General features: G+C 48.0%; 5 protein-coding genes. 1 reads left to right on the plus strand and 4 read right to left on the minus strand.

Annotated elements, in window-relative coordinates:
• Positions 1-272: 272 nt before the first annotated feature.
• The 3 genes from LAY57_RS34905 to rbp all read right to left on the minus strand — a co-directional run bounded on the left by LAY57_RS34905 (position 273) and on the right by rbp (position 1,703).
• Entirely contained in the window at positions 273-788 is a 516-nt protein-coding gene (locus LAY57_RS34905; protein ID WP_249071965.1) for a hypothetical protein, read from the minus strand.
• Positions 789-818: 30 nt separating this feature from the next.
• On the minus strand, positions 819-1,007 hold the full coding sequence (gene rpsU, locus LAY57_RS34910) for a 30S ribosomal protein S21 (RefSeq protein ID WP_249071973.1): 189 nt from the start codon (positions 1,005-1,007) through the stop codon (positions 819-821).
• A 366-nt stretch (positions 1,008-1,373) separates the two neighbouring features.
• On the minus strand, positions 1,374-1,703 hold the full coding sequence (rbp, locus tag LAY57_RS34915; RefSeq protein ID WP_249071967.1) for an RNA-binding regulator: 330 nt from the start codon (positions 1,701-1,703) through the stop codon (positions 1,374-1,376).
• A 201-nt stretch (positions 1,704-1,904) separates the two neighbouring features.
• On the opposite strand from rbp, the gene LAY57_RS34920 reads away from it, so the two are divergent.
• Positions 1,905-2,180 (plus strand): DUF6464 family protein, encoded by a 276-nt coding sequence (locus tag LAY57_RS34920; RefSeq protein WP_275994510.1) that lies wholly within the window; start codon positions 1,905-1,907, stop codon positions 2,178-2,180.
• A gap of 121 nt (positions 2,181-2,301) precedes the next feature.
• Here the strand turns inward: LAY57_RS34920 and ftsH2 are convergent, their stop codons facing one another.
• Entirely contained in the window at positions 2,302-4,194 is a 1,893-nt protein-coding gene (gene ftsH2, locus LAY57_RS34925; protein ID WP_249071971.1) for an ATP-dependent zinc metalloprotease FtsH2, read from the minus strand.
• Positions 4,195-4,471 lie beyond the last annotated feature (277 nt).

Consider the following 4,471-nt stretch of genomic DNA (forward strand, 5'->3'; position numbering starts at 1 on the left):
TCAACCTTGACGATACAATCCTAGCATTTTAGAAGCCGTCCTGGAAGGACGGGGTTTTAGACCCAAATTTCTGATAAAGCACTTGGAAAAGCCGAGAGAGGGAATTGCACCCCCCAACTCGCGCACTGCGCGAGTACCCCTTAAGGTGATAATTGAAGCCTTAGCACAGTTCCTACCAAACATTTTTGGATTTCTGGGTATAAGGCAATGACGGATGAGATGCGATCGCACTTAAAAGATTTGCCAGTTGCTTCGACTTCCCCGCTTAACTTTCACGCCGAAGTTCTAGCAAATTCGCGATTCTGAAGTTGCCAAGCTTTCTCAGTCCAAACATTATTGGATAACAATCCGTTATAGATTTTTAATTCTAACGGATGCGGAGGTTCGTCTGCAAACGGAGGTGAACCTTTATCGTGAGACTTAATTAAGCTGACTATCCAGGGTAGGAAGTCTAAAATTTCCTCTGGCAGTAAAGTTAACTCAAAATGCCAACCTTGATTAAAGCCTCGACATTCTTGGCCCCACTGAGGTATCCTGATTCTACCAGCGCCTTTGTTAATTGCCACTCGAAGAATGAAGGGACGTTCGGGAATTAAGTGATCGGGTGCTGTGTAAGCATAAATATTCACATAATTCAGCCGCTTACTGTTATCTAACCAAGACGCAGTAGGAAAATTACTACTATATGAATTCCCTGTGATTTTCACAGGCACTTTCATCGCCACAGCGAAGAGGGAGTAGAACTCACGCCTTAGGGAGTCAACAATGCGTATTGCTTCTGGGGTCATGATTTCTACACCTCTTGAGAAAGAAAAGATTTAGCGAGTTCTGTTAAACCGCCTCTTACGCCTTCTAGCAATAGCTTTGCGCTTGCGCTTTTCAGGAGGGGTTTCAAAGTGACGCTGGCGCTTTATATCTGAAAAAATCCCGGCTTTGGATACTTGACGCTTAAATCGACGTAAAGCTGATTCAAGCCCTTCATTTTCCCCTACGATTATTTGGGTCATCCTGTCTACTCCTAAGCATGGGTAAATAGCTGGGTGTTTGCGATCGCGTTGCGTCCGCCTATAGCCTGACGGCGTAGCTTCGCCCAAGCGCATTCGCGTAGCGTGTGCGTTCGTGCGATCGCTCAAATGAATCAAACAGTTTGCATCGGGCCGAAGTAGAAGTCAGGGCGATTCCGTTCTCAAATGTAAAGGACAAAACCTCTAGAGTTTCACGGCTGCTTAGGTCTCTAAGTAGCACATTCAACCAAACAAATCCAGGGCGTTTAGAGCCTGTTCTGCGCTTTAATCCAGTCATCACAGCTAAAAACTGAATGCCCGAACAGAACTTCACCCCATTAACTACTGTTAATCCCTTAGCTTAAAAGCTTAATAGCGTCTACCGCCGCCGCCGCTATTAAACCTGCCCCGGCTATCTCCACCGCGTCCGCCGCCGCCGCCGCCGCCGCCTCTATCTTCACGGGGTTTGGCCTTATTAACTTTCAAGTTACGGCCCATCCACTCAGCACCATCGAGGGCATCAATAGCAGCAGTTTCTTGCTCTTCTGAATCCATTTCCACAAATGCAAAGCCCCGCACGCGGCCTGTTTCGCGGTCAGTTGGCAGTTGAACCCGCTTTACCGTTCCATATTCAGCGAAGACATTGCTGATGTCGTCTTGTGTGACTTCGTAAGATAGGTTCCCTACGTAGATTGACATTAGTCTCTCCAGAGTTTAGTGATGTAGAGATTTCGATCCGGAGAGGAGCTTATAGGCATTATAAACAAACACTACACCGAATTTATTTCTCAAGCAATATCTTAACACAGGATCTGTTCCGGCTAGCTTTAATCAACTTTGCCTATATAAATTACAGAATAAAGCCAGAAACCGGAACAACCGCAGGCACGGAAAAGTGTGTTGAAGACATTGCTAGTTTTGATTGTGGGAATGATACCGCCGCTAATTTCGGTGTGGGTGATGCGTAAAGCCGAAGCACGGGCACGCTCAAGGCTGAGAATTGCCATAGAAAGAGCTTCGCTTACGCCATTGGTAATGACCCCGCATCCGCCAGACCTACAATATATTGGCGATCGCACTTGTAAATTTAATGCAAATTCTCCCTACGTTCGTTGTGCAGTCAATCCGCTGGGGCCATGTCAAGAGTGTCCGCACTATCGATCGCCAGAAAACTAGAGACACTGCTTCTTCTACTGTACATCGGCGCTAACCTCTGCGGTTAAAAAATCATTAAAAACAAAAAAGATGGGGATGATGTTGACCATCCCCATTTACCCGTTTAGCTAAAATGCCGGGATTAGAACTGAGCTACGTACTGCTCCTTCTCTGGCAAAACCGTATACTCAGCCAAAATTTGCCGGAACTCTTCACCGTCAATAGTTTCTTTTTCAACCAAAAGATCCACCAGACGATCGATCGCAGTGCGATTCTCGCGCACGATCCGCTTGGCATCCTCGTAACAATGCTCCACAATCTTGCGTACCTGGGCATCAACGCGGGAAGCAATTTCTTCAGAATACTCCGATCGCATACCTAAGTCGCGCCCCAGAAACACCTCGCTGCTTTGACTTTCCAGCGACAGTGGCCCCAAATCCGACATCCCGAAGCGAGTGACCATTTGCCGCGCCATCCCCGCCACTTGTTGCAAGTCGCCGCCAGCACCTGTCGTCACCTCCGCATCGCCGAAGATCACATCCTCTGCCGCACGACCGCCTAAAGCACCAGTAATCCGCGCCTTCAGTTGGGCTCTAGAGATTAATCCTTGCTCTTCGTTGGGAGCAAACCAAGTCAGACCGCGAGCTTGACCGCGAGGAATCAAGGTAACTTTTTGCATCGGATCGTGGTCTTTGATCAGTGTACCGACGATCGCGTGACCGACTTCGTGGTAACCGATCAAACGCTTAGTCTTGCTATCCACCAAAGGCGTACCTTCCATACCAGCAACAACGCGGTCAACCGCATCGTTGATTTCCAGCATCGTAATTGCTTCTTTGCGCCGACGCGCAGTCAGAATTGCCGCTTCGTTGAGCAAGTTAGCCAAATCAGCACCGCTAAATCCCGGTGTACGACGAGCTATAGCTTCCAGAGAAATATCTTCTGCTAACTTCTTATTGCGTGCGTGGACTTTGAGAATTTCCAGGCGTCCTTTAATATCGGGAGTATCAACTGTGACCTGCCGGTCAAAGCGTCCCGGACGCAATAAAGCAGAGTCGAGAACATCCGCACGGTTAGTAGCGGCGATGATAATAATACCGCTGTTACCTTCAAACCCATCCATTTCCGTCAGCAGCTGGTTGAGAGTTTGTTCCCGTTCGTCATTACCGCCGCCGATACCCGCACCGCGCATCCGTCCGACCGCATCAATTTCATCAATAAAGATCAGACAAGGAGCATTTTCTTTGGCTTTTTTGAACAAGTCGCGCACGCGGGAAGCACCTACTCCCACGAACATCTCCACGAATTCCGAACCGGAGATACTGAAGAAAGGAACGCCAGCTTCCCCAGCAATAGCTTTGGCAAGCAGAGTTTTGCCAGTTCCCGGAGGGCCAACCAGCAGCACGCCTTTGGGAATGCGAGCGCCAACAGCGCTGAAGCGTTCGGGCTGTTTCAGGAAAGTGACGATTTCTTGCAGTTCCTCTTTAGCTTCTTCGATCCCAGCAACATCGTCGAATTTGGTGCCTGTTTTCGCTTCCATCATGAAGCGGGCGCGGGATTTGCCAAAGCTCATAGCTTGTCCGGGGCCACCTGGAATGTTGCTAGAGCGACGGAATAGGAAAAACAATCCACCAATTAACAGAATTGGGAAAACTAGATTTCCTAATAGTCCCCAAATTGCGCCATCGTTGCGAACTGGGTGGATGGCAAAGCTAATGTTTTGTTCTTTAAGCTGGGAAATTAGTTCAGGAGCGCTTACGGGCAAATCCACTCGCCACAGTTGGGGCTGATTGTCCAACCCCGGTTCTGGATCTATCCCTTCGACAATAGCAGTTCGTCCTCCCTCGTATAGATCGACACTTGTAACTCGATTGTTATCTAAGTATTCCAAAAAGCGACCGTATGTCATGCGCGTACTGGCCGTGTTCCTATTCATGTCGATGGCAGATGGGCTGAATGTTCCTTGCCACACGAAAACTCCAATGACTAATACAGGCAACGTCCACAGTAGTACGACTTTCCAGGAAAATTTCATAGATGGGTGGCCTCTAAATGGGAGTACAACTAACTCGGTAATGATTTACACCAATTGTGCTTTTCAACAAAGTCAGATAACTTCTTGATGTTTATCGCTAGGTGGGCGATTTGTGACACACAAAAATAATAACGGCGAACAAATCTTAATTAAATTTAACCTAATTATCATAATTAGAGCAAGCCAGTAGTAAGAAGGGGCTAGGGAAGAGGGAAGAGGGAAGAGGGAAGAGGGAAGAGGGAAGAGGGAAGAGGGAAGAGGGAAGAGGGAAGAGGGA

The organism is Argonema antarcticum A004/B2 (assembly GCF_023333585.1).
Classification (GTDB): domain Bacteria; phylum Cyanobacteriota; class Cyanobacteriia; order Cyanobacteriales; family Aerosakkonemataceae; genus Argonema; species Argonema antarcticum.